Source organism: Arcobacter cryaerophilus gv. crypticus (assembly GCF_002993025.1).
Taxonomy (GTDB): Bacteria; Campylobacterota; Campylobacteria; order Campylobacterales; family Arcobacteraceae; genus Aliarcobacter; species Aliarcobacter cryaerophilus_B.
In genome coordinates, this window is the sequence record NZ_NXGI01000012.1 from 69,352 (window position 1) to 84,383 (window position 15,032).

General features: G+C 28.1%; 16 protein-coding genes. 15 read left to right on the plus strand and 1 reads right to left on the minus strand.

The window, feature by feature from the left end; all coding sequences use genetic code 11:
* Nucleotides 1–28: 28 nt before the first annotated feature.
* The 14 genes from CJ670_RS06310 to CJ670_RS06375 all read left to right on the plus strand — a co-directional run bounded on the left by CJ670_RS06310 (nucleotide 29) and on the right by CJ670_RS06375 (nucleotide 13,000).
* Nucleotides 29–2,068, plus strand: coding sequence for an ATP-dependent helicase (locus tag CJ670_RS06310; RefSeq protein WP_105939304.1), 2,040 nt, complete (start codon nucleotides 29–31; stop codon nucleotides 2,066–2,068).
* 48 nt (nucleotides 2,069–2,116) lie between these two features.
* Nucleotides 2,117–3,298, plus strand: coding sequence for a cation:proton antiporter (locus tag CJ670_RS06315; protein WP_105911223.1), 1,182 nt, complete (start codon nucleotides 2,117–2,119; stop codon nucleotides 3,296–3,298).
* Nucleotides 3,299–3,490: 192 nt separating this feature from the next.
* Nucleotides 3,491–4,825, plus strand: coding sequence for a sulfite dehydrogenase (gene soxC / locus CJ670_RS06320; protein ID WP_105939305.1), 1,335 nt, complete (start codon nucleotides 3,491–3,493; stop codon nucleotides 4,823–4,825).
* Entirely contained in the window at nucleotides 4,794–5,996 is a 1,203-nt protein-coding gene (locus tag CJ670_RS06325; RefSeq protein ID WP_105939306.1) for a c-type cytochrome, read from the plus strand. Before soxC ends, CJ670_RS06325 begins: the two co-directional genes overlap by 32 nt.
* A gap of 10 nt (nucleotides 5,997–6,006) precedes the next feature.
* Nucleotides 6,007–6,363 carry a sulfur oxidation c-type cytochrome SoxX gene (gene soxX, locus CJ670_RS06330; protein WP_105939307.1) on the plus strand — a complete coding sequence of 119 codons (357 nt, stop codon included), beginning with the start codon at nucleotides 6,007–6,009 and terminating at the stop codon, nucleotides 6,361–6,363.
* Nucleotides 6,364–6,378: 15 nt separating this feature from the next.
* Nucleotides 6,379–6,831, plus strand: a complete 453-nt coding sequence (gene soxY, locus CJ670_RS06335; protein ID WP_105911227.1) for a thiosulfate oxidation carrier protein SoxY — start codon at nucleotides 6,379–6,381, stop codon at nucleotides 6,829–6,831.
* A 74-nt stretch (nucleotides 6,832–6,905) separates the two neighbouring features.
* The gene (gene soxZ / locus CJ670_RS06340) at nucleotides 6,906–7,214 is read left to right on the plus strand and encodes a thiosulfate oxidation carrier complex protein SoxZ (protein ID WP_105911228.1); all 309 of its coding nucleotides are present in this window, start codon (nucleotides 6,906–6,908) and stop codon (nucleotides 7,212–7,214) included.
* Between the two features lie 35 nt (nucleotides 7,215–7,249).
* Nucleotides 7,250–8,164, plus strand: coding sequence for a sulfur oxidation c-type cytochrome SoxA (gene soxA, locus CJ670_RS06345; RefSeq protein WP_105939308.1), 915 nt, complete (start codon nucleotides 7,250–7,252; stop codon nucleotides 8,162–8,164).
* 11 nt (nucleotides 8,165–8,175) lie between these two features.
* Nucleotides 8,176–8,598, plus strand: coding sequence for a hypothetical protein (locus CJ670_RS06350; RefSeq protein ID WP_207763617.1), 423 nt, complete (start codon nucleotides 8,176–8,178; stop codon nucleotides 8,596–8,598).
* 77 nt (nucleotides 8,599–8,675) lie between these two features.
* Nucleotides 8,676–10,442: a thiosulfohydrolase SoxB gene (soxB, locus tag CJ670_RS06355; protein ID WP_105939310.1), complete on the plus strand. Its 1,767-nt coding sequence runs from the start codon at nucleotides 8,676–8,678 to the stop codon at nucleotides 10,440–10,442.
* Between the two features lie 90 nt (nucleotides 10,443–10,532).
* The gene (locus CJ670_RS06360) at nucleotides 10,533–11,324 is read left to right on the plus strand and encodes a thioredoxin family protein (protein ID WP_105939311.1); all 792 of its coding nucleotides are present in this window, start codon (nucleotides 10,533–10,535) and stop codon (nucleotides 11,322–11,324) included.
* Complete coding sequence (locus CJ670_RS06365; protein ID WP_105939312.1) at nucleotides 11,321–11,764, plus strand: MOSC domain-containing protein; 444 nt, start codon at nucleotides 11,321–11,323, stop codon at nucleotides 11,762–11,764. Before CJ670_RS06360 ends, CJ670_RS06365 begins: the two co-directional genes overlap by 4 nt.
* Nucleotides 11,764–12,204 carry a DsrE family protein gene (locus CJ670_RS06370; protein WP_105939313.1) on the plus strand — a complete coding sequence of 147 codons (441 nt, stop codon included), beginning with the start codon at nucleotides 11,764–11,766 and terminating at the stop codon, nucleotides 12,202–12,204. Before CJ670_RS06365 ends, CJ670_RS06370 begins: the two co-directional genes overlap by 1 nt.
* Before the next feature lie 25 nt (nucleotides 12,205–12,229).
* Nucleotides 12,230–13,000, plus strand: coding sequence for an alpha/beta hydrolase (locus CJ670_RS06375; RefSeq protein WP_105939314.1), 771 nt, complete (start codon nucleotides 12,230–12,232; stop codon nucleotides 12,998–13,000).
* A gap of 5 nt (nucleotides 13,001–13,005) precedes the next feature.
* On the opposite strand, the gene CJ670_RS06380 is transcribed toward CJ670_RS06375, so the two are convergent.
* Nucleotides 13,006–13,929 carry an MBL fold metallo-hydrolase gene (locus tag CJ670_RS06380; protein ID WP_105939315.1) on the minus strand — a complete coding sequence of 308 codons (924 nt, stop codon included), beginning with the start codon at nucleotides 13,927–13,929 and terminating at the stop codon, nucleotides 13,006–13,008.
* A 78-nt stretch (nucleotides 13,930–14,007) separates the two neighbouring features.
* Here CJ670_RS06380 and CJ670_RS06385 point away from each other — a divergent pair, with 78 nt between their 5' ends.
* On the plus strand, nucleotides 14,008–15,015 hold the full coding sequence (locus tag CJ670_RS06385) for an HD-GYP domain-containing protein (RefSeq protein ID WP_105939316.1): 1,008 nt from the start codon (nucleotides 14,008–14,010) through the stop codon (nucleotides 15,013–15,015).
* Nucleotides 15,016–15,032: the final 17 nt, after the last annotated feature.

Genomic DNA, 15,032 nt, shown 5'->3' on the forward strand with positions numbered 1-15,032 from the left:
ATATAAAAATATACACAAGCCTTTAAATATGCCACTATCAAATCTAAATCAAGAACAAAAAGAAGCCATACTTTGCAAAAGCGGATACAATCTTATAATTGCAAGTGCAGGAACTGGTAAAACTTCAACAATTGTTGGAAGAATTTCTCATTTACTCAATAATGGAGTAAAACCAAATGAAATTTTACTTTTAACTTTTACAAACAAAGCTGCATCTGAAATGGTTTCAAGAGTTTCTAATATATTTTCAAAACAGATAGCAAAAGAGATTATGGCTGGAACATTTCACTCTGTATCATATAAACTTTTAAAAGAATTAGAGATAAATATTACTTTAAAACAACCAAATGAGCTTAAAACACTATTTAAATCTATTTATGAAAAACGAGTTTTTATGGATAGAAGTGATGAAGCAAATCCATATGATGGTGGATATTTGTATGATATGTACTCTTTATACTTAAATTCAAATAATAATGAAGATTTTACTAGTTGGCTAAAAGAGAAAAATTCAACTCAAGAGATATACAGCTTAATATATGAAGATGTTATTGATGAGTTTAATAATTTAAAAAAACAATATGGATATGTAAATTTTGATGATTTATTAACAACAATGCTTGGAATTTTGAAAGATAAAAGATTTAATTTCAAAGAGATACTTGTAGATGAATATCAAGATACAAATCCTTTGCAAGGAAGACTTCTTGATGCTTTTTTACCACAATCACTATTTTGTGTAGGAGATTATGACCAAAGTATTTATGCTTTTAATGGTTCTGATATTGGTATTATTTCTAGTTTTAATAAGAGATATCCAGATGCAAATGTTTTTACATTGAGAAAAAATTATAGATCAACAAAACCTATTTTAGACTTAGCAACAAAAGTTATTGAATACAATGAAAGAATTTATCCAAAAAAATTAGAAGTTGTTAGAGCTGAAAATAGTTATCTTCCAAAGCTTTTGGCTTTTGATGAACTTTTTTCACAATATGAATATATTTCAGAACTTATATCAAAAAGTAATACTGTTCACAGTGAAATTGCAATAATTTATAGAAATAATTCAAGTGCAGATGGAATTGAAGCAAACTTAAGAGAGTTTGGAATTCCTGCAAAAAGAAAAGGTGGACTTAGTTTTTTTGATTCTGTTGAAGTTAAATTTATTTTAGATATTTTGGTTTTACAAGTTATAAGTAATGATATGATGGCTTTTATACACATAATTGAACATGGAAAAGGAATAGGAAAAGCAATAGGAAAAGATATTTTTGATGCTTTAATCAAACTAGGAAATGGAAATTTATTAAATGGACTTTTTTATCCAAATAAAGATATAAATAATCCATATGAAACAAAAAGAAAAAGCCAACAATTAGGTCTTTTTGATGATTTTATAGAGCTAGGTTCTGTTTCAAAATTTAAAGATTGTAATTTTGAAGAAGCATTTTTAGGAAATCCTATACTAAAACATCCAAAACTAGGAGTTGATGGAGCTAAATATATTTATGATTTATTTATTCTTTTAAAACAATTAAAAAGAACAAAAAATCCAGAAATAATGGTTACAGCAATTAGCTCTTCGATGATTTATTCAAGATTAAAAGATATGTTATCAACAAAAAGAGCAACTCAAAAAGATGGCACAGTAAATTCTATACAAAAAACAAAATCTTTGGCAAAAATTAATAGAAAAGCCATGTTACTTAGAAATTTATCAAAAAATTTTTCCGATTTATCAAAATTTATAAACTCTATGATTTTAGGTGGAAGTGAGCTTAGTGAGGGAGAAGGAGTAAATCTTTTATCAATTCATGCTAGTAAAGGGTTGGAATTTAAAGAGGTTTATATAATAGATTTAATGGATGGAAGATTTCCAAATAGAAAACTTATGAGTAAAGGCGGAAGCCTTGAAGAAGAGAGAAGACTGTTTTATGTTGCAGTTACAAGAGCAAAAGATATTTTATATCTATCTTTTGCAAAATACGATAAATTAAAAAAGACAAGCTTCGTTGCTAGCCCATTTTTAAGGGAAGCTGGAATGATAATAGAAGATAAAGAATAGTTATATTAATATCAAAATTCAAAATATTAATATTTTTTTAGGATGTATATGGAAAAGATTATTTTAATTATTACAATTTGCACAATAATAATGATTTCACCCCTTGTTTCAAAAGTCATAAAAGCACCTGTTGTAGTTGTTGAGATAATTTTAGGATTATTTTGTGGTTATATTGGACTTATTTATGATGATGAAACTTTAAAATTAGTTGCTAAATTTGGTTTTATATACCTTATGTTTTTAGCAGGTTTAGAAATAAATTTTAAACTTGTAAAGATAATAAAAGCAACAATGGCTTTAAATGTAATACTATATTTTGTTCTTTTATACTCTATTGCAGGAGCTGTTTGTTGGTTTTTTAATTTGGGTTTAACATATTTTGTAGCTCTTCCAATCTTCTCATTGGGAATGTTAATGATGCTAATTAAAGAGTATGGAAAAGAGGAACCGTGGTTAAATTTAGCTCTTTCTATTGGAGTTGTTGGTGAAATTGTAAGTATTTTAGCACTTACTCTTTTTACTAGTTGGACAGAAAATAGTGGTTTAAGTAGTGGATTTTTTGTATCAATTATAACAATTATTAGTGTAATAATTGGTACAATTTTACTTCTTAGATTTTCTTATATGCTTTTTTGGTGGTTTCCAGAAGTTAAAAAATATTTAATCCCAGATAATATAGATGATAAACATAATCAAGATATAAGATTTTCAATCTCTTTATTACTAATTTTAGTATCAATTATGCTTATTTTAAAAATAGATGTTGTCCTAGGAGCATTTACAGCTGGTCTTTTCTTTAAAATGTTTTTTATGCAAAGAGAAGAGTTATTACACAAAATAGAGTCTTTTGGATTTGGTTTTTTCGCACCAATTTTCTTTATTTACACAGGTTCAACAGTGAAGTTAGATATGATAACTTTAGAAATTTTAAAACATGCTATATTTATTATGGGAACTATAATCTCAATAAGATTAATTAGTTCATATCTAGTTTTTTTAAAATATCTAAAACCAAAACAAACAACTCTTTTTGCATTAAGTGATTCAATGCCACTTACTTTTATGGTTGCAATTGCAATGATTTCATACAATTATGGCTTAATAACTCAAGAAGAATATTTTTCTTTTATTATTGCAAGTATGCTAGATGGATTGATTTTAATGATAATAATTAGAAAATTATATAAGTTATTTAAATTAGATAATAAAACGATAGAAAATAAAACTTAAATAGCTTTATAAATAAAACAAATTTTAAATATAATATATATTTATCCATGCTATGTATATGCTATTTTTTCGTATTTTTAAAAATTATTATATAAGAAAAATTAATATTTTAAGTTTCGTTTTAACTTATAAAACCTATAATTAAAATTCAGAATTATTTGAAATAATATTAAATTTTATTAGGAGGTTAGCTTGAAAAATAGTGAAGTTTTAGATATGCAAAAAGACTCTTTATCTATAGAAACTACAAGTAGAAGAGATTTTTTTAAAAAAACTGCTATCAATTTAGCTGGAGCAATAAGCGCGGCAACTGTTTTGTCACCTATGTCTTTAAGAGCTGATGATGAAGCAATAATCAAAGAAGCTCCATGGGGACAAAAGCTAGGTGATCCTGTAGATAAAAATCTATATGGTATTCCTTCACCTTATGAGCATAACAATATTAGAAGAACTCATAACCTTCTATCTTCTGGTGATTCTTATGCTTCTATTTCTTTGTGTCCAATTCATGAAAGTGAAGGAATAATTACTCCAAATGGACTTTTTTTCACAAGAAATCATGGAGGAACTGCACATATTGATCCAAATGAATTTAGATTGATGATTCATGGTAAAGTAAAAAGAGAAATTGTTTTAACTTTAGAAGATTTAAAAAGATACCCAAGCGAAACTAGAACTTACTTTATTGAATGTCCTGCAAATGGAAGTCCTGAATGGAGAGGTCCACAATTTAATAGTTTACAATTTATAAAAGGTATGATGAGCTCAGCCCAATGGACTGGAGTTATGCTAAAAACTATACTTGATGATATTGGTTTAGAAAAAGATGCTGTTTGGATGTTGGCGGTTGGAAGTGATAATGCTTCAAATCCACGAACAATTCCAGTTGAAAAAGCACTTGATGATGTTATGGTTGTTTGGGGACAAAATGGTGAAGCTTTAAGACCTGAACAAGGTTACCCAGTAAGACTTGTTGTTCCAGGTTGGGAAGGAAATTTAAATACTAAATGGTTAAATAGACTTGAGTTTAGTGATAAACCTTGGCATGCAAAAGAAGAGACTTCAAAATACACAATGCTTCAAAAAGATGGAAGAGCAGTGAGATTTTTCTGGGTAAACGAAGTAAACTCTGTAATTACAAAACCTTGTCCTGAAAAACCTTGGACACATCTAAAAGCTGGTGATATGGTAGAAATCGAAGGTCTTGCTTGGAGTGGTCATGGAACAATTAAAGGTGTTGATATATCTTTTGATGGTGGAAATAATTGGGTTGAAGCGAAACTAAAAGGTTTGGTTTTACCAAAATCATGGACTAGATTTAGCTACATTTATAAATGGGATGGAAAACCCCTATTTTTATCAAGCCGTGCGTACGATGACTTTGGAAATATTCAACCAACTATTGATGAAGAGACAAAAGCTGTTGGAGTTGAGAGTGTTTATCATAGAAATGCAATTGTAACTTGGGAAATAACTTCAAAAGGAGAGTGTAACAATGTTCACATTAGAAAACATCACAAAGCTTAAAGGTACTCTTCTAGCTCTTGGTTTAGCTATTTTAGTTACAGGTTGTAATGAAACAACATCAAATACAGCTTCAAAAACTGAATCATCTGTTGATGGAGCTGTTAAGTATCCAGTAAAAGATGACAAATATACACAATATCATGTAAATACACAAAAGTTAGATGGTTTAAATATTGGAAGAGATGCTACTAAAAAAGAGATAGCAGCTTGGAATAAAGATGTAATGTATGAAGGAACAGGTCTTCCAGAATTTGATATGCACGAAGGTGAAGTTGTTTTAGAAGATGGGAAGCCTAAAAAGGCAAAAGGAAGTGTAGAGCTTGGAAATGAGCTTTATGATGCTCAATGTGTTATGTGTCATGGAGATTTTGGAAGTGGAGGAAAAGGTTATCCAAAACTAGCTGGTGGAAGTGTTGAGAGTTTAAAAAATCAAAGATTAAATCCAGCAGATGAAAATCCAAATCCAGCAAATCCAGATAAAACTATAGGTTCATTTTGGCCATACGCTAGCACACTTTTTTGGTATATTCAAGAATCAATGCCTTTTAATGCACCAAAAACTTTAACAAATAGTGAAACTTATGCACTTACTGCATACTTATTATCTTTAAATAATATAACTATTGATAGTGAAGAACTTGATGATGATTATGTTTTAGATAAAGAGAAATTTTTGAAAATAGTTATGCCTAATGCACAAGGTTTTTATCCAGAAACAAATACACCAAGCAACCCACAAGAAGGGGTTCTTAATATGAAAGAATATCTTTCAAATCCAACACTATATGGAAAAGGTGAAAGATGTATGAAAGATTGTATAAAAGGTGATATAAATCATCTTGTTATGAGAATACAAGATGATTTAACTACAACTGCAAATGAGCCACTATCAACTATAAGAGATTTACCAAAAAATGATAAATCAGCTCAAAAACCAGGACAAGTAGAGTATGAAAATGCTGGTTGTTCAGCTTGCCATGCAAATGCAGCTATAGGAGCTCCTGTTTTAGGTGATAAAGTTGCTTGGGATAATATTGTTAAGAATGGTATTGATAAAGTTTATTATAACGGAATAAATGGTATAAATACTATGCCACCGAGAGGTGGAACTGATTTAAGTGATGATGAACTTAAAAAAATCATTGACTATATGATTCAATCAAGTAAATAAGGAGGGTATTATGAATTTAATCAAAAAATATGCTACATATCTTGCTTTTAGCTTACTATTTTTAGTAAATGCTCAAGCAGATAATTCAGAATTGATTAAAAAAGGTGAGAAGATATATACTACGAATACAAAAGGTAATTGTATAGCTTGTCATGATGCAAATGGAAAAACTCTAGATGGTCCTGGAACTATGGGACCAAAATTGCAGTATCTTGCAATGTGGCCAGATGAAGTTTTGTATAATAAAATTTTTGACCCAACAAATCCAGGTGATCCAATAACTGCTATGCCAGCATTTGGAAGAAATGGATGGTTAAGTGATGATGAAATAAAAGCAGTTGTTGCTTATTTAAAAACAATAAATTAAAATAAAGGAAGAAATATGTTAAATAGAAGAAATTTTTTAGGTTTAGGTTTAGGTGCTATTGCAGTTGCTGCAATTCCAAGTAGTTTAAGTGCAGAGGATTTTAGAGCTAGTAAACCAAAAGCTTGGACTGCTACAAAAGTTGATGATGCAGTTAAAGAAATTTTTGGAACAACAACTACAACTCAAGGTGGAATTTCATTAACAGCTCCAGATATTGCTGAAAATGGTGCAGTTATTCCAATCTCTTTTAAAACAGATTTAAAAGCAAGTAAAATTGCAGTATTCCAAGATGCAAACCCTGAAAGTGCAGTTGCTGTATTTACAACAACTCCTGATATGGTTTTAGATTATGCATTTAGAATTAAAATGGCAAAAACAGGTACTGTTACAGTAATTGCAGATGTTGGTGGAAAATTACACTCAGTTTCTAAAGAGATAAAAGTTACAATTGGTGGTTGTGGTGGTTGATCTAATTCAGCTAATAATTAAATAAAAAGATAAAAATAGAATAAAAAATTATAAAAATAAAAAAAGGATATAAAATGGCAGGAACAACAAAAATAAAAGCAAAAATTGATAAAAATGGTGTATGTGAAGTAAAAGCATTAGCAAGTCATGATATGTTAAGTTATCAAGAAGCTGAAAGAGCTAAAAAAGAGGCAAACTTTATTACATATTTAGTTGCAAAAGTTGGTGGGAAAGTTGTATACGAAGTATCTTCTAGTCAATTCTTATCAAAAGACCCATACTTCAAATTTTCATTTACAGGTGCAAAAGTTGGAGATGATATTGAAATTACTTGGAAAGACTTAAAAGGAAATAGTGATACAACAGTAGAGAAAATCAAATAGTTTAAACTATTTGATTTTAAATAAAAGGAGAGAAAATGCTTAAAAAAATAGTTAAATCTACTACTGTTTTAGCTCTGTTTATATCATCTTTAAGTGCTGCAAACTTTAATGCAGATGCAGAAAAAGATAGATTAGAGATGATAAAGTTCTTTGAAGCAAAATTTGAAGACCCAGCAAAAAATAAAGATAGATTTTTTCATTATTTCACAGAAGAAGAACTTGAACAAAAATATGATAAAAATTTAAAACATATGGATTTTAATATTGGAAGTTATGCATATTCAAAAGATGCAAGAAGCCAATATGAAGCACTAAAAGAGATGCCACCTTATGAAGATGCTATTGAAAAAGGTGAAGCTTTATATACTAAAAAATTTGCAAATGGAAACTCATTACAAACTTGTTTCCCTGATTTAACAAATGCTGGAACATATCCTTACTATGATAAAAATAAAAAAGAGATGATATCTTTAACAAAAGCTGTTAATGATTGTTTAAGAGCAAATGGTGAAAAAGAGTGGGGAACAAAAAAAGGTCCTATTGCAGAATTTCAAGCTTATTGGGTAAATGAAAGTAAAGAAGCTGGTAAAAAATTTGATATAAAAATCAATAGTAAAGCTGAAAAAGAGGCTTATGAAAGAGGAAAAGAGTACTACTATACTCAAAGAGGTTATTTAAAACTATCTTGTGCTACTTGTCATATTCAAGGTTCTGGACAAAAAGTTAGAAGTGAAGTTTTATCACCACTTTTAGGTCAAGTTACTCACTTTCCAGTTCTAAGACTTAAATGGACAGATATAGGCACTTTGGAGAGAAGACTTTCTGGTTGTGTTGTAGATCAAGGTCAAGTTCCACCAAAAGATGAGAGCCAAACTATGATTGAATTGATATATTTCTTAGCTTATATGTCAAATGATATGCCAGTTGATGGTCCAGATGTAAGAAAATAAAGGATATGAAAATGAAAAATATTTTAAAAATTTCGATATCAGTAGCTCTTTTATCTTTTGGACTAAATTTAAGTGCAGCAGAAAATTACTCAAAACTTGATGTTAAAAAAGAGTGTAATGTAAAAGAAAATGGACTTGAAAAAGTAATTCAAACAGCTGAAAAATACAATAAAGTAGCTATTGAACATGGTGTTGAGTTTATGAGATTTGGTATGAAAAATAGTCAATATATTAATGCTTCTAAAGAAGCTATTAAAAGTGGTACAAAAGAGATTGAGCTAGTTGATGAAAAAGCTAAACCAACTGGCGAAAAAGTTTCAATTGAATTTGCAACTTGGAGAGCTTGTAGCTTTGCAATTAGTGCTTTTACACAAGAAATTGAAGCAAAAAAAACTTGGAAATTAGCAAGTCCTAGTGATGGTTACAAATACTAAAAGTATTTAAAAACTATTTTTTAAAAGTCAAGATTTTATCTTGACTTTTTTTATTTATACAGCAAAAGGAATATTAAATGAGCAAATTAAGTAGAAGAGAGTTTGTATATATGATTGCAGCTTTAGGAGCAACTCCTATATTTGCAAACTCTCATACAAGAATGGTAGAAACATCTAAAAAATTAGAAGATTACTATAAATTAAAACCATTTGGTAATGCAAGATTTATACATATGACAGATTGTCATGCACAGTTATTGCCTGTTTATTTTAGAGAACCTAGTGTGAATTTAGGATTTTATGGAAATTTAGGAAAACCACCACATATTGTTGGTGAAAAATTTTTAGATTATTATGGAATAAAAGGAAATAAAAGATTAGAGTATGCCTTTTCTTGTGTAAATTTTGAAGAACATGCAAAAGTTATGGGTAAAACAGGTGGTTTTGCACAAATAAAAACAGTAGTTGATTTTCTAAGAGATAGTTTTGGAAAAGATAAAACTCTATTTTTAGATGGTGGAGATACATGGCAAGGAAGTGCAACAGCACTTTGGACTAGAGGTAAAGATATGATTGGGGCTTTAAATTTACTTGGAGCCGATATTTGTGTTGGGCATTGGGAATTTACATATAAAGCTGAAGAAATTCTTGAAAATGTAAAAGAGTTGAATGCAGAGTTTTTAGCACAAAATGTTTTTGTAAAAGAAGACGCGATGATGAATGGTGCTGAAGCTTATGATGAAGATAGTGGTCATGCATTTAAACCATATACTATTAAAACTTTAGGAAAAGCAAGGGTTGCAATTATTGGTCAAGCATTTCCTTATACAACTATTGCAAATCCACAAAGATTTATTCCTGATTGGACATTTGGAATAAATGAAAACAGTATGCAAGAGTTAGTTGATAAAATAAAAGATGAAGAAAAACCTGATGCTATTATAGTTTTATCTCACAATGGTTTTGATACAGATAAAAAAATGGCAGAAGTTTGTACTGGAATTGATTTTATCCTAGGTGGGCATACACACGATGGTGTTCCAGAAGCTTATCCTGTTAAAAACTCATCTGGTACAACTTATGTTTGTAATGCTGGAAGTAATGGTAAATTTTTAAATGTTTTAGATTTAGATATTCAAAATGGGAAAATTAAAGATTTTAAATTTACACTTCTTCCAATTTTTTCTGATTTAGTTCCTGAGAATAAAGAGATGAAAAAATATATCGAAGATGTAAGACTTCCATATCTAAAAGAGTTAACACGTCCAATAGCTACAACAGAAGAGACACTATTTAGAAGAGGAAACTTCAATGGTTCTTGGGATCAAATTATATGTGATGCATTAATCGATGTAAAAGGTGCTCAAATTTCTCTAAGTCCAGGGTTTAGATGGGGAACTTCAATAATGCCAAATCAAACAATCACTTTTGATGATTTAATGACACAAACAGCTATGACATATCCTGAAACTTATGTAAGAGATATTAAAGGAAGTGAACTAAAACTAATATTAGAGGATGTTGCTGATAACTTATTTAATGAAGACCCATTTTTACAACAAGGTGGAGATATGGTAAGAACAGGTGGAATATCTTATAAAATAGATCCAAAAGCAAAAATTGGAGAGAGAATCACAAATATTATTTTAAGCAAAACAGGTGAAAAACTTGATGCTAATAAATCATATAAAGTTGCTGGTTGGTCAACTGTAGGAGCCAAAAGTGATGGTGAACCAGTTTGGGAAACAGTTGAGACATATTTGAAAAATATGAAACATATTAGTAAAATAAAAATTGATACTCCTGATATTGTTGGAATAAAAGGTAATCCAGGAATTATATAAGCATAGAAAACATAAAGATTTTTTCTTTATGTTTTTTTAAATAGAGCCATAAATTTGTATCGTTCTATTTAGAAAAATTTTGGAGAATTTATGAAAATAATATCTATTTTATTTGTTTTTACAATAGCTTTATTTGCAAATTTTGAAGATGGCAAAAAAGTTTTTGATGCAAAATGTTCATCTTGTCATAAAGAGTATATTCCTATGAACTTATTAAAGGAAAATTTCTTTGAAAAAAACAATACGCTTTTAAATTTGAAAGCTCCTAGTGCAAACTTAATAGTTTGGGCAATGTTTGATAGCTCAAAAAAAATTGGTGATGAAAATGATAAAGAGTTTCAAGAGATTGAAATACATAGTTATTTAAAATCGTATTTAGAAAATCCAGATAGATTTAACTCAATTTGTGATGATAGTGCTTTGGGACATTATGAAAATAAAAGTAGTATGAAAGGTGAATTAAGTGAAGATGATTACCTTAATTTAACAAGTTATTTTATGGAGTTTAAAAATAATATCAAAGAGCAAGATGTCTATAAAAAACCAAAATACTCTAAAGAAGAAGAGCAAAACATTTTAACAAAAGCAAAAAAAGAGAGTAAAAAAATTATAGTTTATGCAACTTCAAATAGCTGTTATTTTTGCAAAAAAATGGATAAAGAGGTTTTTACGGATAATGAAATAAAAAAATTATTAGAAAAAAACTACATTTTTATAGAAATTGATATGGATAAAAATTCACTTCCTTTTGATTTACAAAAGGAGTATAAAAGGGTAACTCCTAGTTTCTTTTTTGTAAACAACAATAAAAAGTTGTTAACTCAATATCCAGGAGCTTGGAAGAAAAACGATTTTATAGATATTTTAAAAGAGAACAAATGAAAATTTTAGGTGAAATTTTAGAAGTTTTTAGTGCAACAAAAGAGTCAAGTGGGCTTCCACGACCAAAGGTTGAAATCTTAAATTTAATAAAAGATTATGGAATAGAGTTTGATAAATTTGCAGAAAAAAATCTTGACCAAACTGTCATGATTGTTGGTTTAAAATCATATGAATTAGCAAAAGAATTTAACATAGATTTAGAGTTTGGAAGTTTAGGGGAAAATATTTTATTAGATTTTGATCCTCACGATTTTCAAGTTGGAAAATATTTCAAAATAGATGAAGCTATAATTCAAATAACTCAAATATGTACCGTTTGCAATCACTTAAGTGTTTTTAATGAGAATTTACCAAAAATTTTAAAAGGTCATAGGGGAGTTTATTGTAAGATTATACAATCTGGAAAGATTTTAAAAAATATGAAAGTGAAGGAAGTATAATGTTAAAAAAACTCTTTTTAATTCTTTGTCTATTTGGTTTTGCATTAGCACATACAGAATTTAGCAACCCAAAACCTAGCTTTGAATCTCCAAGAAAGGTAGTATATTCACTATATGTAAATGATTTAGATACTGTAAATCAGACTATTGGTTCTATGTACAATATTTTAAAAGAGTATCCAGCTGAGAGTCTAAAAATTGTAGTTATTGCTTATGGAAAAGGTCTTAGAACTCTAAAAAAAGATTATGATAAAGCAACACAATCAAGAATAAAATCTTTGATGGAGTACGATGTTGAATTTATAGCTTGCAAAAATACTATGGAAACTATGAAATGGAAAGAAAGTGATTTTATAGATGGTATTTCATTTACTCAAGCTGGAATTGTTGAAGTAATTGAACGAAAAGTTGATGGATATATTGGTATTACTGCTTATTAAAACTATTTTAAAGGAGAATAAAAATATGAAAAAACTAGTTATTTTAACTTCATTGCTATTTGTAAATTATCTTTTTGCAAATACAAAAGAGGATTGTAATAAAAAAGGTGATGGTTTTATATATGTACAAAATGAGTGTATATCATATAAAAAATTTAATGGTGAGGGTGATTCTTTAAATATTATTGTCCATGGAACTTGGGATGAAGGAAGTGATACTCTTGCTAGATATTCACCATTTGCTGAAGATTTAACTATGATGAGTGATATTTCAACTATTGCTGTTGCACTTCCAGGTTATTCAAAAAGTTCTTCAAATAAACTTCTTCCTCTTTCAAGTAAAGAAGTTAAAAACTTAGCAGCAACAAAAGAGTATGTGGAATTTTTAGAAAATTTAGTTGAATCTTTAAAATCTAAATATAGTGCTAAAAAAATAACTTTAATAGCTCATAGTGCTGGTTGTATGATGAGTGCTACACTTCTTGGAGTAAAACCAGATTTAGTTGATAATTTGGTTTGTGTTGGTGGAGTTTATGATATTCATAAAAAAAGTAATGACAAAAAGCTAATCTCTGCAGTTGATGTAGTTGATAAAATATCTAAAAAAGCAAAAATCGTACTTATTTATGGAACAGCTGATGAAATTTCAACTCCACAAACAACAATAGATTTTTATAATCTTGCAAAACAAAAAGGCTTAGATGTAAAATTAGTAGAAGTTAAAGATGGTGTTCATATAGATTTAGATATGACTACGCAATCAAAAAATTCTATTATGGAACTTATTGAAGAGTAGATTTTCTACTCTTCGTCATAAAACTCTAACTCTCTAAAAGCATCAAAAACATTCCTACTATTTAACTCATCAAACATAGCAACATCTTTAAAATCATCCATAGTAACTACTTTTGAAATCGCATCTGCTGTAATTCCAGCTTCAATAGCTTCTAAAACTCTTGTTTTTAAAAGTGTGAAATAGTTTGTTGTATAATCTATTGCTTTTTTATCAGTAATTGTTCCATGTCCTGCAATTAAAGTATTCCAATTATAAGAGTTTATTAAATCAATAGCCTTTAAAGTTCCTATTACAGAACCCTCCCTATTTGATGTAACTCTTTGATTCATAATAATATCACCTGTAAAAATAACTTTTTCATCCAGAAGATAAACTATTAATTCATCTTTTGTGTGTGCTGTTAGTTTTGTTGGAATTATTTTTATAGTTTTACCTGATACATTTATAACTTTTTCATCACTTACAACAACATCAGCTTTTATAACTTTTGTATTTTCCATCTCATTTTTATCTAAAATCTGAAAAATTCGAGGCTTTGAGCTTTCATCATAGTTTTCATTTATAGATTTTGGAGCATAAATTGTACTATTAAATCTATCTTTATAAAAACTATTTCCCATCCAGTGATCATCGTGTTCGTGAGTTATAATAATTGTGCTAACTTTTAAATCTTCAATTTTTTGCATAGCTTCATAAGCTTGTTTTGCAAAGTTGTAGTTTGCTCCTGTATCTATTAAAATATAGCTATCTTTTGCTTTTATATAACAAGAATTTGCCATAAATCCACCATTTTCTTTTGATGGAACTTCAGTTTTTCCAAAAAAACACCAAATATTTTCACTTACTTTTTGTGGTTTTAACTTATAATCAAAACTTGAAGCAAAACCAAAAGAACAAAAAAGTGCAAAAAAAACAATATTTTTAAACATAAATAAACTCTCCTTTAGATTTATAAGTGAAAATTATATTATAATATCACTTTTAAATATGTAAATAAAGGTTTTTCCATGGACAAAAAACGACAAATGGTATTTAACTTAAACAATTTTCTACTAGCTTTTAGTGAAGTTTTAAATAGTAAAAAAGTTGCGTATATAGCTTTAAACTTAGGCATTAAATTTGGACTTGATAATAAAAAATTAGCTGATTTATGCTCTTGTGCTTTGATTTTTTGTTTAGAAAAAAATAGTTTAAAAGAGTTTGATTTTTTGGATAGTTCACATTTAGAAGATAAAACTTTTCAAGAGATTATAAAGTTTTCAACTTTAATTTGTGAAAATTTTGATTTTTCAAAAAATAGTATAAATCAAAGAGTTGATGCTATTGATTTTACAAAAAACAATCAAAAAAAATTTAGTAAAGAGCTGATAGAAAACTTTTTTGAAATATCAAAAAATCTTACTTTTTGGCTTGATTTAGAAAATGAGAGCGAAATTGTTATATTTATATACTCCAATTTAGAAGATTTTACAAAAGCTCTTGATTTTGAAGATATATTAAAGATGACAAAAGTTTTTTATAAACTTGAAAATCCAAAATCAAATATTTTAGATAGTGCTTTAAAAGTATCAGATTTTTTTGAGTTTGAGCACAAAGACAAACAGATTTTTTTGATTGCAACATCACTACAAAATATTGGGAAATTATACATTTCAAAAGATATTTTAGAAAAAAAAGAGCCTCTAAATTTGGAAGAAAAAGAGATAATAAAATCATATCCATACTACACAAAAAAGCTTATAAACTCTATTATGGGGTTTTCTGATATTTGTTCTCTTAGCTTTAAGGCTCAAGAAAGATTAGATGGAAGTGGAATTTTTAATCTATCTTCAAAAGATTTGAGTTTTAAAGATAGATTGATTATTTGTTTAATTATTTATAGTGCTTTAATAGAAAAAAAAGCTTATAGAGAAGCTTTTTCTCACCAAAAAGCTATAGAAATAATGCAAGAAATGGCAAATAATAAAAAAATAGATGAAAGTATAGTAGATATTTTTGACAAAATTTTAGCTTGAATATTTTATAAAACTAT